This is a genomic window from Coprococcus sp. TF11-13, from assembly GCF_003481085.1.
Classification (GTDB): domain Bacteria; phylum Bacillota; class Clostridia; order Lachnospirales; family Lachnospiraceae; genus Coprococcus; species Coprococcus aceti.
Window position 1 is genome coordinate 803,461 of the sequence record NZ_QUKK01000001.1, and the last position, 15,780, is coordinate 819,240.

12 protein-coding genes are annotated in these 15,780 nt (G+C 44.6%); all 12 read right to left on the reverse strand.

All coding sequences use genetic code 11. From position 1 onward, the window contains the following. Window positions 1-41: 41 nt before the first annotated feature. Entirely contained in the window at window positions 42-1,172 is a 1,131-nt protein-coding gene (locus DXD11_RS03545; RefSeq protein WP_055222592.1) for a sodium ion-translocating decarboxylase subunit beta, read from the reverse strand. Window positions 1,173-1,213: 41 nt separating this feature from the next. Beyond that, window positions 1,214-1,591 carry a biotin/lipoyl-containing protein gene (locus tag DXD11_RS03550; protein WP_118757776.1) on the reverse strand — a complete coding sequence of 126 codons (378 nt, stop codon included), beginning with the start codon at window positions 1,589-1,591 and terminating at the stop codon, window positions 1,214-1,216. Between the two features lie 19 nt (window positions 1,592-1,610). Beyond that, window positions 1,611-2,588, reverse strand: coding sequence for an OadG family protein (locus DXD11_RS03555; protein WP_117548998.1), 978 nt, complete (start codon window positions 2,586-2,588; stop codon window positions 1,611-1,613). A gap of 15 nt (window positions 2,589-2,603) precedes the next feature. Beyond that, window positions 2,604-4,019, reverse strand: a complete 1,416-nt coding sequence (locus tag DXD11_RS03560; protein ID WP_055273023.1) for an acyl-CoA carboxylase subunit beta — start codon at window positions 4,017-4,019, stop codon at window positions 2,604-2,606. Window positions 4,020-4,259: 240 nt separating this feature from the next. Next, the gene (gene pgsA / locus DXD11_RS03565) at window positions 4,260-4,784 is read right to left on the reverse strand and encodes a CDP-diacylglycerol--glycerol-3-phosphate 3-phosphatidyltransferase (RefSeq protein ID WP_015534884.1); all 525 of its coding nucleotides are present in this window, start codon (window positions 4,782-4,784) and stop codon (window positions 4,260-4,262) included. After that, on the reverse strand, window positions 4,781-6,094 hold the full coding sequence (gene rimO, locus DXD11_RS03570; RefSeq protein ID WP_022216522.1) for a 30S ribosomal protein S12 methylthiotransferase RimO: 1,314 nt from the start codon (window positions 6,092-6,094) through the stop codon (window positions 4,781-4,783). The genes pgsA and rimO overlap by 4 nt, the downstream gene beginning before the upstream one ends. Window positions 6,095-6,122: 28 nt before the next feature. Beyond that, window positions 6,123-6,965: a bifunctional methylenetetrahydrofolate dehydrogenase/methenyltetrahydrofolate cyclohydrolase FolD gene (gene folD / locus DXD11_RS03575; RefSeq protein ID WP_015534883.1), complete on the reverse strand. Its 843-nt coding sequence runs from the start codon at window positions 6,963-6,965 to the stop codon at window positions 6,123-6,125. Window positions 6,966-6,977: 12 nt separating this feature from the next. Beyond that, window positions 6,978-8,648: a formate--tetrahydrofolate ligase gene (locus tag DXD11_RS03580; protein ID WP_118017559.1), complete on the reverse strand. Its 1,671-nt coding sequence runs from the start codon at window positions 8,646-8,648 to the stop codon at window positions 6,978-6,980. Window positions 8,649-8,667: 19 nt separating this feature from the next. Further along, complete coding sequence (locus DXD11_RS03585; RefSeq protein WP_118017557.1) at window positions 8,668-11,565, reverse strand: FtsK/SpoIIIE family DNA translocase; 2,898 nt, start codon at window positions 11,563-11,565, stop codon at window positions 8,668-8,670. A 21-nt stretch (window positions 11,566-11,586) separates the two neighbouring features. Then, window positions 11,587-12,468, reverse strand: coding sequence for an undecaprenyl-diphosphate phosphatase (locus DXD11_RS03590; protein ID WP_118017555.1), 882 nt, complete (start codon window positions 12,466-12,468; stop codon window positions 11,587-11,589). Between the two features lie 59 nt (window positions 12,469-12,527). Then, window positions 12,528-13,184 (reverse strand): ClpP family protease, encoded by a 657-nt coding sequence (locus DXD11_RS03595; RefSeq protein ID WP_022216527.1) that lies wholly within the window; start codon window positions 13,182-13,184, stop codon window positions 12,528-12,530. Between the two features lie 112 nt (window positions 13,185-13,296). Beyond that, window positions 13,297-15,699: a GH36-type glycosyl hydrolase domain-containing protein gene (locus DXD11_RS03600; protein WP_118757777.1), complete on the reverse strand. Its 2,403-nt coding sequence runs from the start codon at window positions 15,697-15,699 to the stop codon at window positions 13,297-13,299. Window positions 15,700-15,780: the final 81 nt, after the last annotated feature.

A 15,780-nucleotide genomic window follows, 5' to 3' on the forward strand; every position in this document is an offset into this window, starting at 1 on the left:
TTTATCGTCCTCCTATATAATTTCATTGCCTAAATTCTTAATTAAATTCCAAATATTGCAAGGAATGTACCAGCTGCTACGGCTGTACCGATAACACCTGCAACATTTGGTCCCATAGCATTCATCAGAAGGAAGTTTGTAGGATCATACTGTGCTCCAACCTTCTGTGATACTCTGGCTGCCATTGGAACGGCTGATACACCAGCAGAACCGATAAGCGGATTAACCTTGCCCTTTGTCGCCCAGCACATGAGCTTACCGAAGAGAACTCCGGCTGCTGTACCAACTGCGAATGCGACAAGACCAAGGAATACTATCTTAAGTGTACTCATCTTAAGGAATGCCTCTGCACTTGTAGAAGCACCTACTGAAGTACCAAGTAAGATAACTACGATATACATAAGAGCGTTTGAAGCTGTCTCTGTGAGCTGCTTAACAACGCCGCACTCTCTGAAGAGATTACCAAGCATCAGCATACCTACAAGTGGTGCTGTTGTTGGAAGTATAAGAACTACCACAAGTGTAACGATGATAGGGAAGAGGATCTTCTCGATTTTGGTTACAGGTCTGAGCTGTGGCATTCTAACAAGTCTCTCCTTCTTTGTTGTGAGAGCCTTCATGATAGGTGGCTGTATAACAGGTACAAGTGACATATATGAATATGCCGCAACTGCTATAGGTCCGAGAAGTGTTCCACCCATGCCGAGCTTACCGGCAAGGTAGATAGATGTAGGACCATCTGCACCACCGATGATCGATATAGCCGCAGCCTCTTTGCCGTTGAATCCCATAAGGAATGCAAGGAAGTAAGCTGTATAGATACCGAACTGAGCTGCAGCGCCGAGCAGGAAACTCTTCGGGTTCGCGATAAGCGGACCAAAGTCTGTCATGGCACCTACGCCCATGAATATAAGTGAAGGTAAGATACTCCACTCATCAAGCAGGTAAAAATAATGTAACAAGCCGCCCTCTGCCATAATATCTGGGAACATGTTTACAAGAAACATACCAAATGAGATAGGGACAAGAAGAAGTGGCTCAAAACCCTTTCCGATCGCAAGATACATGAAAGCAAACGCTATAAGGATCATAACGTAATTCTTCCAGTCAAGACTTGCAAAACCGGTCTGATTAGCTAAATTTGTCAAAACGTCAACTATTGTGCTGCCCATTTAGTTGTTTCCTCCTATAAGATTTATTCTACTTCAAGCAATTAGTTGAGTGTTGCAAGTGTGTCGCCTGACTCAACACTAGCGCCTACTGTAACATCTATGCTTGCGATAGTACCATCTTCCGGAGCAACAACTTCGTTTTCCATCTTCATAGCCTCAAGGATAAGGATTACCTGACCCTTCTTTACTGAATCGCCAACATTAGCCTTTACTGCAAGGATCTTACCAGGCATAGGTGATGAAACCTTAACGCTTCCTGCGCCGCCTGCTGCTGGTGCTGGAGTTGCTGGAGCTGCTGCTGGTGCAGGTGCTGCCACTGGAGCTGCTACAGGTGCTGCTACTGGAGCTGCGCCACCTGATAATTCTTCAACTGATACATCGTATGATGTGCCATTAACTGTGATTCTATAATTCTTCATAACAATTATCCTCCTATAATTATCTCTTATTCTTTTTTCTTGGTCTTACAACCAACTTATCGTTACTTGGATAGTTTACACGAACTCTTGTCTTTCCGCCCTGTGCCGCCATAACCGCTGCTGATATAACCGCAACAAGCTCTGAGTCGTTCATAACGCTCTCACCGGTCGCTGTGTTGACAATGTCTACTATTCCAGCTGGAGCAGGTGCGCTTCCTGCAGGAGTCTCATCCTCCTTGTCAACATTTAATGTTGCAACGCTTCCAAGAGCCTTCTTTGCCTTCTCAGCCTTTCTCTTCTCTCTTGTCTCCTTGTCCAAAAGAGCCGGAACATACTTGAGAAGTGAAATTATGAATGATATGAAGATAAGTGCTATAAACACGATACCCATACCTATGAGGGTATTTGCTCCCGCATCCTTCATCTTGTCCTTAAGTGTCTGATTAGCAGCAACTTCAAATTCGGAAATCTTGTATGGATAAACACCATTTGATGCAAGCATCTGATCAGCCTCTTCTTCTGAATACTGATTCTGAGCCATCACTGAATACTTCTGAAAATTGTAAGTTACCGAATTGTCTACAAATGTTGCCTTTACTATAGCTTCTTTTTCTGCACATTCTGCATATAATGTAACAACAACCTTGTCATCAACTTCTTGTATTGTTTTATCATCTTCATCTTCGAGATTGACCGGCTTAAACTGCTGGAATTTACCATAGTCAGACTCAATCGTTGAAAAAACCTTTAATGCATCAGCAGTCGTTTCATCTACCTGACCGCCATTTGCCTCTTCATCTACATAGAAATTATATACATCTTCAACCTGCGCAATCTGCATGTAATTCGTAGCCTGTGTTTCTGCTATCTGAACCAATGTGTTTCCGTCATAGTCAAATTCTACTTTCTTGTCTGAAGACGAACATCCGGCAAGTGCAAATGTAACAGCTAACATAGAAACTATCAATAATAACTTTTTCTTTATTATCTTTTCCATTAAGTTGTCACTCCTTTATATTGTTCCATGCTTCTTGAATGGTCTGTCCTCACTCTTTGAAAAAAGCATATCGAGTGCTGCTATAACTCTCTTTCTTGTTGCATCAGGCTCGATAATGTCATCCACATATCCTCTTCTTGCTGCTGAGAGAGCTCCTGAAAGCGCCTCTGTGTACTCTGCCTTCTTATCATTGATATAAGCAAGCTTGTCACCAGCTGCTGCGATCTCATCTTCATACATGATCTTTACAGCCATCTCTGGATCCATTGTTCCGATAACTGACTTAGGCCAAGCAAATACAACATCAGCTCCGATAGCCTTTGAACACATAACTGTGTAGGCTGTACCATATGCCTTGTCAAGCATAACAGTTACCTTTGGCACTGTTGCGTTGGCATAAGCGTAAGTAAGCTTTGCAACAGCCTTTGAGATAGTCTTCTCTTCCTTTACAGTTGCTGCAAATCCCTTGATGTTTACAAGTGTGACAACTGGGATGTTGAATGAATCACAAAGCTTTACGAAATCCTCTGCCTTATATGCACCGGCTGTTGTCATGACATCCTTCTGGTTTCCGACAACACCGACTGTCTCACCGTTAAGTCTGATAAATGCAGTAACAACGTCATCTGCAAAATCCTTCTTGAGCTCGAATACAAACTCATCATCAGTGATATCTGCTATAACAGCCTTCACATCCCCTGCCTTTGTAGCAAGATCTGGAATGATTCTGTTCACATCATCCTCACATACTGCGCAGTCGCCATCATCCTCATTGTTTGATGGAAGAAGACCTACCATAGTTCTCACTGCACCGAGAAGCTCTGCCTCTGTGTCGTATACAGCGTCAACATTTGCTGTGTTCTCTGCAACATAATCTGCTGCTGCAGTGTCAAGCTTCTCTGCACGGTTCTCATCCAGTGCATTTGGACTGTTAACAAAGAGCTTAGCTCCTTCCTTAGTCATGAATGTTACGTCTGTGAGATTAGGTATAAGTGCTGCACCACCACCGCATGTACCAAATATAGCTGTGATCTGTGGTATTACACCTGATGCAAGAGTCTGCTTCATGAATACCTCTCCAAATGCATTAAGAGCATCTGTAGCCTCCTGAAGTCTGAGTCCGGCACAATCGATCAGCCCGATAACAGGTGCACCCATCTTCATTGCCATGTCGTAAAGGTTTGCGATCTTCTTGGCATGCATCTCGCCTATAGAACCGCCGAGCACCTTTGCATCCTGGCTGTAAACATAAACTAAATTGCCATCGATCACTCCATAACCGGTTATTACGCCGTCTTTTGGAGTATCCTTGTCCTGAATGTTGAAATCTGTATTTCTAGCAGTTACATATGCGCCGATTTCAACAAAACTTGAGTCATCAAGTAACATTGAAATTCTGTCACTTGCTGACAAGCTTGGTGTGTTGCTCATTTTTAGCCCTCCGTTTAATTTATTTTAGGACTATATATAGTCCAATTTTCGCCGAGTATAATTGTAAAGCCTTTGTCGTCATATTTCAAGTAAAATCGAAAAAACCACCAAAGGTTTATCGGCGTTGTAAGCGATTATTTTTCAAAATAAAACAGGGAATCTGTGTAAAATATACCCTCAAACAAAAGTATACCCCAAATTCCCCGTTGAATTATAAAATCTGTTTTATTTTTTACTGTTTTAGTCCTTGAGAACTTCTCTGTTGTGATACAGATAATCTCCAAGAGATATAAGTGTCAGTGCAAGTGCAAGGTAGATGAGCACCTGATCAAAGATGTAGAACACCTTGAGATCAGCTATCAGAAATCCTACCATGATCATCTGAACCGTTGTCTTGATCTTTCCCCACCATCCGGCAGCAATAACAATTCCCTTTTCTGCCGCAATAAGTCTGAATCCGCTTATTATGAAATCACGCGCTATGATCACTATAACGATCCATGCCGGGATCCTGTTCAGATCCGACAGTGCTATGAGTGCCGAACATACCAGCAGCTTATCTGCCAGAGGATCCATGAATTTTCCAAAATTGGTTACCAGATTGTATTTTCTTGCAATCTTTCCGTCAAGCATATCCGTAAGTGATGCGGCTATGAATATTCCAAGTGCCACCCACTTCGACCATCCCGGTGACATATATAAAAACACGAGAAAGAATGGAATCATTATAGCTCTTAGTATTGTCAATTTGTTTGGTAAATTCATTCTACTATCACTCCTGTCAAGTCATATTCATTTGCCTCGGTTATCTTCACATCCACAAATGAACCGGATATCAATTCATATGGTGCGCTGACGAATACTATTCCGTCAACCCCCGGAGCATCTCTGTAGGTTCTTCCCACATATACATCATCGTCGACCAGATATCCCTCAATGAGAACCTTCTGGGTGCTTCCGATCATCTGCTGGTTCTTCTCATAGGAAATTTCCTGCTGAAGCTCCATGATCTCATCGCGCCACTTTACAGCCAGCTCTCCATCCACCTGATCCTCGTACTCCGCAGCCGGAGTGCCCTCCTCAGGCGAATAAGTGAATACTCCAAGCCTGTCAAACTCGCACTCGTCAACAAAGTCGACCAGACCATCGTGCAGTTCCTGTGTCTCACCTGGAAAACCAGATATGAGCGTGGTTCTGATGGCTATATCCGGCATGGCTGTCCTCAGTCTGCCGACAAGCTCCACAATGTCCTCTCTGCTGGTCCGTCTGCCCATTCTCTTAAGTATCGCATTCTCAGAATGCTGGATAGGTATATCGACATAATGGCAGATCTTCGGATTCGTGGCCATAACCTCTATTAGTTCATCTGTTATCTCCTCCGGATAACAGTACAGAAGTCTTATCCACTCTATGCCTTCTATCTCACTGAGTTTTGTGAGAAGCTCTGGAAGCTTCTTCTCACCATACAGATCAACTCCGTACAGCGTAGTCTCCTGTGCCACAAGGACAAGCTCCTTTATACCATCAGACGCAAGCTTTTCAGCGGATGCGATCAGGCTGTCCATCGGCATGCTTCTGTATCTGCCTCGTATGTGAGGTATTATACAATAAGTGCACAGTTTATTACAACCTTCTGCGATCTTAAAATACGCCATCGACGCATTTGTCGTTACTATTCTCTCGGCAATCGGCCTTGGAGTATAATTTATATCATCTACGATCGACTCCTCGTCGGTTCCTATTGCCTCAACTATCTTATCGTAATTGGTCGCACCAATAATGACATCGATCTCCGGAAGCTCCTTCATTATCTCGTCCTTGTATCTCTGGGACAGACATCCCGCAACGATAAGCTTTTTTAGTTTTCCGGTTTTCTTCAGTTCTCCCATCTCGATGATGGTGTTGATGCTTTCCTCTTTCGCATCGCTGATGAACGCACAGGTATTTACAACTACTACATCTGCCTCTGTCTCATCATTTGTAAGCTGGTGGCCGGCTTTGTTCAGCAAACCGAGCATGACCTCGCTGTCCACCAGATTTTTATCACAGCCTAGTGATATGAGTAATACTTTCATCTGTTCTCCAATAATTTTGCACTTGTTCTTAGTTTATATTTATTGATTCCACGCAGTTTGACATGAGCATGGCTATGGTCATAGGGCCGACTCCGCCAGGTACAGGAGTTATCGCTCCGGCAACCTCCTTGGCTGATTCAAAATCCACATCACCGCAGAGCTTATTATTCTCATCCCTGTGGATTCCCACATCTATAACTGTTGCGCCTTCCTTGATGTAAGATGCATCGATCATTTCTGGCTTTCCTATTGCCACCACGAGTATATCAGCACGTCTGCACACTTCCTTGAGATTCTTTGTTCTGGAATGGCACACGGTTACGGTTCCGTTCTCGCGGAGCAGCAGCATGCTCATAGGCTTGCCTACTATATTGCTTCTGCCGAGTACCACGCACTCCTTACCCTCTATCTCTATTCCTGATCTCTTGATGAGCTGGATAACTCCGGCTGGTGTACATGACACAAAGCCCGGCTGTCCTATGCTGAGCGCACCAACACTCATCGGATGGAAGCCGTCCACATCCTTCTTTGGAGATATGGTCTTTATGACCTTATCCTCATCTATATGCTTTGGAAGCGGGAGCTGTACAAGTATTCCGTTCACCTTGTCGTCAGAATTGAGCTTCTCTATAAGTGCAAGAAGCTCCTCCTCAGTTGTCTCCTCTGGGAGCTCGTATGACAGTGAACCTATTCCTATATACTCACATGCCTTCTTCTTGTTGCCAACATATACTGATGAAGCAGGATCATTGCCGACCTGAATAACAGCAAGGCATATCTCTACACCCTCTGCCTTAAGCCCTGCAACCTTCTCCTTGAGCTCATCCTTTATCTGTTTTGATATAACCTTACCATCTATAAGCTTATACATTTATCTGTCCTCCTAGAATAATCCGACGATCTTGCCGTCATCATCCACATAAATTCTCTCTGCAGCCGGAGCCTTTGGAAGTCCAGGCATGGTCATGATCGTTCCGGTAATCGCTACCACAAATCCTGCTCCTGCACTGACATAAACCTCACGGATATTTATATCGAATCCTGTAGGTCTTCCAAGCTTCTTTGGATCATCTGACAGAGAATACTGGTTCTTTGCCATACATACAGGGAAGTTACCAAATCCCATCTCCTCGATCTTGGCGATGGCCTTGCTGGCCTCTGCACTGTATGTAACACCATCCGCGCCATATATCTCTGTAGCGATACAGTTTATCTTATCCTTTATTGAAAGGCTGTCATTGTAGAGCACCTTGAAGTTGCTCTTCTTGTTCTCCAGCGTGTTGAGCACCGCATTTGCAAGGTCTATACCACCCTTGCCTCCCTGCTCCCATACATTTGCAAGGGCAAAATCACAGTCTCTGTCCTCGCAGAACTTCTTGACAAAGTCAAGCTCTGCCTGGCTGTCTGTGACAAATCTGTTCAGTGTAACAACAACAGGAACGCCATACTTCTGAAGATTCTCAATATGCTTTTCAAGGTTTACTATACCAGCCTTAAGCGCGCCGAGATTCTCCTCGCCGAGATCTGCCTTTGCAACTCCGCCATTGTACTTGAGTGCTCTTACTGTAGCAACCAGAACCACCGCATCCGGCTTAAGGTTGTTCATTCGGCACTTGATATCGAAGAACTTCTCAGCTCCGAGATCTGCGCCAAATCCTGCCTCTGTTATTACATAATCTGCAAGCTTTAATGCTGTCTTTGTAGCCATTACACTGTTACATCCATGTGCTATATTTGCAAATGGTCCGCCGTGTACGATTGCCGGTGTATGCTCAAGTGTCTGGATAAGGTTTGGCTTGATGGCATCCTTTAAGAGCGCTGCCATAGCTCCTACAGCCTTGAGATCAGCCGCTGTCACAGGCTCATTGTCCATGTTGTATGCAACGATTATTCTGCCAAGTCTCTCCTGAAGATCCTTCATATCACTTGCAAGACAGAGAATAGCCATGATCTCCGATGCAACTGTGATGACAAATCCGTCCTCTCTAGGCACTCCGTCGACACGCTTTCCAAGTCCGACAACTGTGTGTCTGAGAACTCTGTCGTTCATATCCATACATCTCTTGAACACTATTCTGTTCACATCTATTCTCAGTGCATTTCCCTGCTGGATATGGTTATCCATCATGGCTGCAAGGAGATTGTTTGCAGATGTTATAGCATGAAAATCTCCTGTAAAGTGGAGGTTGAGATCCTCCATAGGTACTACCTGTGCATATCCGCCGCCGGCTGCACCACCCTTGATTCCAAAACATGGTCCAAGTGATGGCTCACGAAGTGCGATAACCGCCTTCTTTCCAAGCTGTCCCATAGCCTCACCAAGTCCTACAGTGATTGTCGTCTTTCCCTCTCCTGCAGGTGTTGGATTGATGGCTGTAACGAGGATAAGCTTTCCGTTCTCGTTGCCCTCAACCTTCTTTATAAGCTCATCTGAGAGCTTTGCCTTATACTTTCCATAGAGATCGAGGTCATCCTCTGATATTCCGAGCTTTGCAGCAACCTCCCTTATGTGCTTCATCTCAGCCTTCTGTGCAATTTCAATGTCTGTCATCATAGCTCTTATCCTCCGCTTTTTATAAATTAGTGTCTATATATTCATCAAACTGTTCCTGAGTCATCAGGATCTTTCTGGCCTTTGTGCCCTCCTCCGGGCCAACTACTCCCGCGGCCATCAACTGATCCATGATCCTTGCGGCTCTGTTAAAGCCTATCTTGAACGTTCTCTGAAGCATACCTATAGAAGCTTTTTCTTTCTCTATAATGAATCTTCCCGCTTCCACGAAATATTCATCCTTATCACTGGCTGAAGCCCCACCTATCGCTGTGGCGCCTGATCCACCATTTCCGGATATTGATTTGGATATCTCATCATCATATGTTCCCACGCCATTGTTCTTCTTGAGGAAATCAACAACCGCTGTAACCTCATCATCCGACACAAATGCGCCCTGTACTCTGACCGGCTTAGGATAGCCTGTCGGATAGAACAGCATATCTCCCTTTCCAAGAAGTTTCTCTGCTCCTACCATATCAAGTATGGTTCTGGAATCAACTCCCGACGAAACTGCAAATGCTATTCTCGATGGAACATTTGCTTTTATGAGACCTGTTATGACATCAACCGACGGTCTCTGTGTTGCTATGACAAGATGTATACCCGCTGCTCTGGCAAGCTGTGAAAGTCTCACTATAGCATCCTCGACTTCGCCGTGGGCAACCATCATAAGATCTGCAAGCTCATCCACTATGACCACTATCTGTGGCATCTTGGTCAGCTTTTCTCCATCAGCTCCCGCTATAACGGCATTTTCAACCTTGTCATTATATCCCTGTATATTACGTACACTGTGCTCAGCAAAAAGCTGGTATCTTCTTGTCATCTCCATGACAGCCCAGTTGAGTGCCCCTGCCGCCTTCTTTGGATCTGTTACGACCGGTATCAGGAGGTGTGGTATGCCATTGTAGCATGCAAGCTCAACCATCTTAGGATCTATCATTATGAGCTTTACCTCCTCCGGTGTGGCTTTGTACAGTATACTCATTATAAGTGTATTGATACACACTGATTTACCCGAACCTGTGGCTCCGGCGATCAGAAGATGCGGCATCTTGGCAATATCCGTTGCGATGACCTGTCCACTTATATCCTTACCAACCGCAAATGCCACTTTGGACTTGAGGTTCTTGAAATTATCTGATTCTATAAGCTCCCGGAACGCCACAATTGAGTTCTCCTTGTTAGGGACCTCTATTCCTATGGCTGCCTTGCCAGGTATCGGTGCCTCTATACGTATATCCGCAGCCGCAAGGTTGAGCTTTATGTCGTCCGCAAGGTTCAGTATCTTGCTGACCTTGACACCCTGCTCCGGCTGCATCTCAAATCTCGTTACAGCAGGACCGCAGCTATAGTTTGTTATGGTTACATTAACACCAAATGTCTCGAGGGTATTCTTAAGCTTGATGGCTGTCTCCCTGACATGGGCATCCCTGTTGGAATTGTTCGCCTTTTTAGGCTGGGACAGCAGATCTGCCGTTGGGAATTTATACTTTCTTCCCTCCTGATACTGCTTTGAGCTCTCAGTCTGTACCGCCGGCTTCTTTTTGCTTTGAGCCGCGGTATCCGTCTTCTCCTCCTCCGCAAATGCAGAGTCGTAGAGCGGATTGTAATCTGACACACTCTCTGGATGCATATTGCCATTTACCGCTCCCGCAAGGACATCCTCCGCATCATCAGTAAATGAAAGTATCTCTGCATCCTCCATATCAGTGTCCACAGCAGCCAGCTTTGGTTCTTCAGGAGTTACGACCACCGGCTTTCTTCTCTTCACAGGTGCAGGCTTCCGCACCGGTTTATGCACAGGATCCTCTCTGTCTATCTGAACTGGATTGACGATCTCCTCTCTGTCGGTCATGACGATCTTCTCTATATCATTGTTAAATTCATCATAGGACATATCCACAGCGCCATCGCCAGGAGTGAGCTCGTGGACATCCTCCATGGCAAAGAAATCCCTGGCAGGCTCCCTCTCTACACCCTTCTGTGTCTTAGTCTTCCTTGGCTTGACCTGCGTTGCAGCAGTCCTGTCGGAAGCTCTGTCATCCTTGGTCTTATCGCTGCTGTACACATTGAGATTTGCCATCGATGGTCTCACTCTGCGAACCGGAGTATCATTTACATCATGTGAGTAATAACCATCGTCATATCTGTCACTTTGATACTCCTCATCTTCATACTGTTCGTCATCATCACTTTCTCTGCGCTCACGGATAGATGCTATGAAAAGTTTGATCTCGTCTATAACTGATATCTCCGTTATGAGAATGAACATGATAACCGCAGCTATAAATATTACTATGCACGCACCCGGAACTCCAAGCAGTGTCCTTATCGCAAAGAATATTCCTCCGCATATAACTCCTCCGCCTGATCTGTCCTTATACCCATCCATGTACAGAACCTTGACCGACTCAAAGGTCGATGAATATATAGCCTGAAATACCATGGACAACAGGATGAGCACAACGCCAAAATATACAACCTTTTTGACGATCTTCCTCCTGAAATCATTTGATATAAGATAGGCAGCCGACACAAACAGATATACCGGGAATATGTACTCGCTGAAACCGATTATTCCAAAGAAAAATCCCGATACGGTATCTCCCACTATTCCGCAGATCCTGAAGTTTGCAAGCAGCAGAAATACCGAAAATGCAAAGAGAACTATGAGTATGATCTCACTTCTCATCTGCTTCTGCCTTGCCAGTTCCTCTTCCCGGGCTTTGCGTTCTATGGCAGCCTTTGATCTGGCAGATGTTTTTTTCGATGCAGTATTCTTCTTCGCAGATGTCCTGTTATTTGATCCGCCTTTTGAAGAGTTCTTTGCCACAGTCTTTTTAGACGCAGCGTTTTTGGACGTGCCATTCTTTGATGTATTGTTCTTGTATGACTTTTTATTACCAGCAGCCATTTTCTACCTCTATTCTAAATCTTAAGCAACAAAATACCATATTACAGACACGATTCCCGCGATCATACAATATATGGAAAATCCCTTAAAATTCTTTTTCTTGACCGTATAAAGCATAAATTTTATACATATGTATCCGACAATGCCGGCAACGATCATACCAACTATGTAATTAACGACATCCGCCCCTGAGATTGATGCCTTAAACAGATCAGGTATCTCCAGTATGACAGCGCCAAGAACAGCCGGTATGGACATTATAAACGAATACTTTACTGTAAATTTTCTTGTGTAGCCGCACGCCATACCTGCAGTTATCGTACTTCCGGATCTGGATATTCCGGGAAGTGTGGCAACAGCCTGTGCCAGTCCAACAAATATGGCATTTCTGTATGTAGCCTTTGCTACACTTTTCTTACCAGCCGGCAGTCTGTCCGCAAAATACAGGATAACAGATGTTATACACAGACAGATACCCGGTATCAAAAGTGTATCTCCCGCATGTCCTATAGCTTTGTCAAATGGAACTGCGATCACCGTCGTCGTAAGAGTTGACACGAGTATGAGCATAACAAACTTTCTGTATGCCGTACACACGATCTTCCTATACGGATATATCTTTCCCTCATTCGAGGTCTTGTTCTTTATGAAATTTACCAGATTGACACAGCAGTCTCCAACTATCTTTAATCCCTCTATAACGAGCTTCTTTATATCTGCCCAGTAGACTATAAATATGGCAACCAGCGTGCCAAAATGGAGCAGTATGTCAAATAATATACCCGTATCGGTCTCCACTCCAAAAATATTCTTGAAAATAGCCAGATGTCCCGAACTGCTGACTGGAAGAAATTCTGTAGCTCCCTGTATTATTCCCATCAAAATTGCCTGTAATAAGCTCATGACCGACCTCCCTTGATCGATGTTTATACAATATCCTATGGAATTTTACTATCATTTTCTTAATTAATCAAGTCATACAGCGTTTTTAAAGCCGCCGACATACCACCGATCCTGTCTATAACCCTTTTTTCGACAGCCTGTTTTCCTATCAGGACCGAGCCCACATCCTTGGTCAGCTCTGTCGTGTTAAACATAAGTTTCTCCAGTTCTTTCCTGTCTATAGATGAGTGATCCACTGTGAACTGTATGATCCTCTCCTGCATCTTCTCTATATATTCAAAGTTCTGCTTAACTCCAAGCACCGCCGTATTTGTCCTTATTGGATGAACTATCATCGTTGCGGTCGGCACTATAAAAGACACATTTCCCGACACCGCCAGAGGAACTCCTATGGAATGTCCGCCGCCAAGCACGATATTGACGACCGGCTTTGACAGGCTGGACAACATCTCAGATATGGCAAGTCCGGACTCAACATCGCCTCCGACCGTATTAATCAGAGTCAGGACTCCCTTTACATCTCCGCAGTTTTCTGCCTGGGCTATCACCGGAAGCAGCTTCTCGTAGCTTGTACTCTTCATACCGGCAGGAAGCTTATCATGCCCCTCAATCTCTCCATATATTCCACATAACAGAATATAACCTCCACCTGGAACATCCATAACATGTATGTTGTCAGTGAGTTTTAACCTCTCAGCGATCGATACCGATTCCACTTCGCCTGCACCACCTTCCAACCCCAATCCACTCATTCCGCATCAGGGCAAAAATTAAGAAGGGCTGAGCCCTTCTTAACTTAATATGGTATAAATAATGTATTTATATTCATTACATTACAAGCACGATATCGTTTGTATCAGCAAGCTTGTCAGCAGGGATATAATTGGTCTCAAGTTTCTCACCATTTAATGTGAGGCTCTGGAAACCGCTCTCATGTCCATCAGGATTCTGAACCTTGATTGAGAGCTTCTTACCCCTGAACATCTTCTCGATCTCAAACTCCTTCCAGTCTGATGGGACTGAAGGCGCGATCTTGATTCCGCCAAAGTCTGGTCTCATACCCATGATACCCTCAACGCAGCCAACCATGCATGTGGATGCTGTACCTGTGAGCCAGTGTACATGAGCGCGACCCTCAAATGGACTTCCAACAGACTCTGTGAACTGTCCATGGCAGTATGGCTCAAGCTTTCTGATCTCTGCCTTATCATTCATGGATGCAGGAGAGCTCTCGTTGAAATACTCAAACGCTCTGTTTCCATGTCCCATGAGCGCCTCGGCAAGTATTATCCAGCCCTGTGGCTGTGAGAATATACCCGCATTCTCCTTTGTTCCTGCATTGAACAGAAGCATGAGTGCTCCGTCAAATGCATGCTCTCTGTATGGTGGGAACATAAGTCTCACACCGTACTCTGTGTTAAGCTCCCTGTGAACAGACTCAAGGGCGATCTCAGACTGCTTTCTTGTGGCAAGTCCGCTTATAACTGCCCATGACTGAGGATTCAGCCACATGCTTGCCTCAGGATCATTCTTTGAACCGATGACCTGTCCGCCTTCCTTGTATCCACGGATGAATCTGTCATCCTCCCAGCACTTCTCCTGAATGGTCTCGCCCATCTTGTACTGAATGCTGTTGATATAATCTATGTACTCTGCATCATCCTTCATCTCAGCAAAATACTTGATAACTGTCATCGCATAGTAGAGCTGCATTGCAACAAATGTTGACTCGCCTCTCTTTCCAAGTCTCAGGCAGTCATTCCAGTCTGCCCAGAGTCCTGCCGGCATACCATTATCTCCAAGTCTGTTCATGGAGAAATCTATCGCTCTCTTAAGATGCTCATAAACTGTACCCTCATCCTTGTTGGCAAATGGAATAACCTCGTCTATGAAGTCAAGGTTGCCTGACTCAGCAATATACTTATATACAGTTGGGAACAGCCAAAGTGCATCGTCTGCACGGTATGCAGGATGTCCTGTCTCCTGTACATATGAAGGATCATCCGGTGTATCCTCATGACCTGCGTTATGTGTGAACTTTACAAGTGGAAGTCCACCGCCGTTGTCAACCTGTGCTGACAGCATGAATCTGATCTTCTCAAGAGCCATCTCAGGTGCAAGGTGGATAACGCCCTGGATATCCTGAACTGTATCTCTGTATCCATATCCGTTTCTCAGACCACAGTATGAGAACGATGCAGCTCTTGACCATATGAATGTCATGAAACACTGGTATGCATTCCATGTATTTACCATGTTGTTGAATGAATCACTAGGTGTGTGCACCTGGAAGTTGTTGAGCTTTGAATGCCAATACTCGATCAGCTCGTCAAGCTCCTTCTGACATGCTGCGGCAGGATCTGTGTATCCGGCTATGACAGCATTTGCAGCGTCATTGTCCTTCATTCCGACTATGAATGCAAAATCCTTTGACTCGCCCGGAGCAAGTGTGAACTTTGTCTGGAGTCCACCGCAGGCATTGCTGTTGTAGTTGAGCTTGTTGCCAAGATCTCCATTTATAACTCCGATTGGATTGCCGTAGCCGTGATATCTTCCAAGGAACTCCTCCTTGTCACCACAGTATGATGCAACATCACTTCCGGCAAGTGCAAAGAATCTTCTGTTTGCCTTACTTCCATTGATCTCAGCCTTCTCAACATTCTCATTGATGACCTGAAGGATCTTGTTGTTGTCCATGAAATATGTTCTGGTTATGAACAGTGTATACTGGAGATTTACCTGATCCTGCTCATAATTGCAGTCATTGGTAAACTCACAGTATCCGATAGCTGAAAGGTTACGAGGCTTATCAGAGTTGTTGGTAACTCTCACCTTCCACACTTCATGTGTCTTGTTAAGTGGAACATAATACAGCACCTCTGACTTGATATCAGAATAATCTGCATACATCTTTGTATATGCCGTTCCATGGTGACATTCACTCTTATACACATCAAGACTCTTGCCTACCGGCTGCCATGATGCTGACCAGTAATCCTTTGTGTCATCATCGCGAAGATATACATATCTTCCAGGCTGATCAAAGCTGTTAAATATGTATCTCAGTATTCTTCCGTTTGCTCCTGACTTCTCAAAGCTGTAGCCTCCTGCGTTGTTGGAGATTATAGCTCCGTATTCCGGTGAACCAAGGTAGTTTGCCCAAGGTGCCGGGGTGTCTGGTCTGTCAATTACATACTCTTTGTTCTGTTCGTCAAAATAACCGTATCTCATATGTTCCCCCTTAAATCTGCATTTATTTTTTAGTTTGTTCATGTATGCCTTTATTTACTACAATGCCCCGGAACCGGCCAT

Excerpts from the sequence above, each read along its gene's own strand:
- DXD11_RS03555 (WP_117548998.1), bottom strand. The coding sequence starts at position 2,588 with ATGGAAAAGATAATAAAGAAAAAGTTATTATTGATAGTTTCTATGTTA.
- DXD11_RS03585 (WP_118017557.1), bottom strand. The coding sequence starts at position 11,565 with ATGGCTGCTGGTAATAAAAAGTCATACAAGAACAATACATCAAAGAAT.
- DXD11_RS03560 (WP_055273023.1), bottom strand. The coding sequence starts at position 4,019 with ATGAGCAACACACCAAGCTTGTCAGCAAGTGACAGAATTTCAATGTTA.
- folD (WP_015534883.1), bottom strand. The coding sequence starts at position 6,965 with ATGTATAAGCTTATAGATGGTAAGGTTATATCAAAACAGATAAAGGAT.
- DXD11_RS03600 (WP_118757777.1), bottom strand. The coding sequence starts at position 15,699 with ATGAGATACGGTTATTTTGACGAACAGAACAAAGAGTATGTAATTGAC.
- rimO (WP_022216522.1), bottom strand. The coding sequence starts at position 6,094 with ATGAAAGTATTACTCATATCACTAGGCTGTGATAAAAATCTGGTGGAC.
- DXD11_RS03580 (WP_118017559.1), bottom strand. The coding sequence starts at position 8,648 with ATGATGACAGACATTGAAATTGCACAGAAGGCTGAGATGAAGCACATA.
- DXD11_RS03550 (WP_118757776.1), bottom strand. The coding sequence starts at position 1,591 with ATGAAGAATTATAGAATCACAGTTAATGGCACATCATACGATGTATCA.
- DXD11_RS03590 (WP_118017555.1), bottom strand. The coding sequence starts at position 12,468 with ATGAGCTTATTACAGGCAATTTTGATGGGAATAATACAGGGAGCTACA.
- DXD11_RS03545 (WP_055222592.1), bottom strand. The coding sequence starts at position 1,172 with ATGGGCAGCACAATAGTTGACGTTTTGACAAATTTAGCTAATCAGACC.
- pgsA (WP_015534884.1), bottom strand. The coding sequence starts at position 4,784 with ATGAATTTACCAAACAAATTGACAATACTAAGAGCTATAATGATTCCA.